This is a genomic window from Aminobacter sp. P4_D5 (assembly GCF_056401815.1).
On record NZ_JBFUIP010000545.1, the window covers coordinates 1 to 828 of the forward strand.

At 75.4% G+C, this 828-nt stretch carries 1 protein-coding gene; it reads right to left on the bottom strand.

Annotated features, from left to right (window positions below):
* Positions 1 to 84 precede the first annotated feature (84 nt).
* Positions 85 to 828, bottom strand: a 744-nt coding sequence (locus tag AC1DWF_RS33390; protein ID WP_476842789.1) for an amidase family protein, incomplete at its 5' end; no start/stop codon positions are given.

Here is an 828-nt window from a genome sequence, read left to right on the forward strand (position 1 = left end):
CGAAGGTGCCGCTGCCGTGCAGCACGTGATGGGCGTAGATGGCGGTGATGGCCGGCAGGTCCCCGGCCTCGGCGTCGCGGATGATCACGGCAGGCCGAGCTCCCGGGCCAGCAAGGTGGCGAGGCGCAGCAGCGCGCGGTCCCGCCCCGCGGCGGCGACTAGCGAGAGGCCGACCGGCGCGCCATCCACCTTCGCGACGGGGATGCTGACCTCGCAGAGCCCACCCAGCCCGGCAATCGCGGTGACGCCCATGGTCGCCTCGCGCACGGCATTCTGCTCCGCCGGGCTGACGTTCAGCTTCGGCGCGGCGCAGGGGCTGGTCGGATAGGCCATCACGGCTCCGCCCGCGAGCATGGTCGCGATGCGCAGCCGGAAGGCGCGGCGGAAGGCGCGGCCGGCGGCCGCCTTCTCGGGGTCCATCTCGCGCGCCGCCGCGAAGCGCTCGGCGACGCCGGGCCCGAAGCGTGGCGCGGTGGCGGCGACCCAGCTCCCCAGCGTGGCCCAGGCCTCCTGCGCCTGGGCGCAGCGGAAATGCTCATAGAGGACCGGCAGCCCCTCGGGCGCGACCTCGACCCGCATGGGTGCGCCAGCGATCGCCTCCAGCGCCTCCATGGCATGGCCCATGGCGCGGGCGGTGGCGGGCTCGGCGTTGATCCAGGCCTCCTCGGCCTTGAGGATCGGGCCGGGAAGGCCAGCCCCCTCGGCCGGCAGCAGCACGGAGCCGACCTTCTCCATCACCCCCGCAGATCGGGCGAACCAGCCGCAGGTGTCGAAGCTGGGGCCGAGCCCGCAGGCGCCGGCGAGGCTGACCGCGCCCCAGCTCGGGCG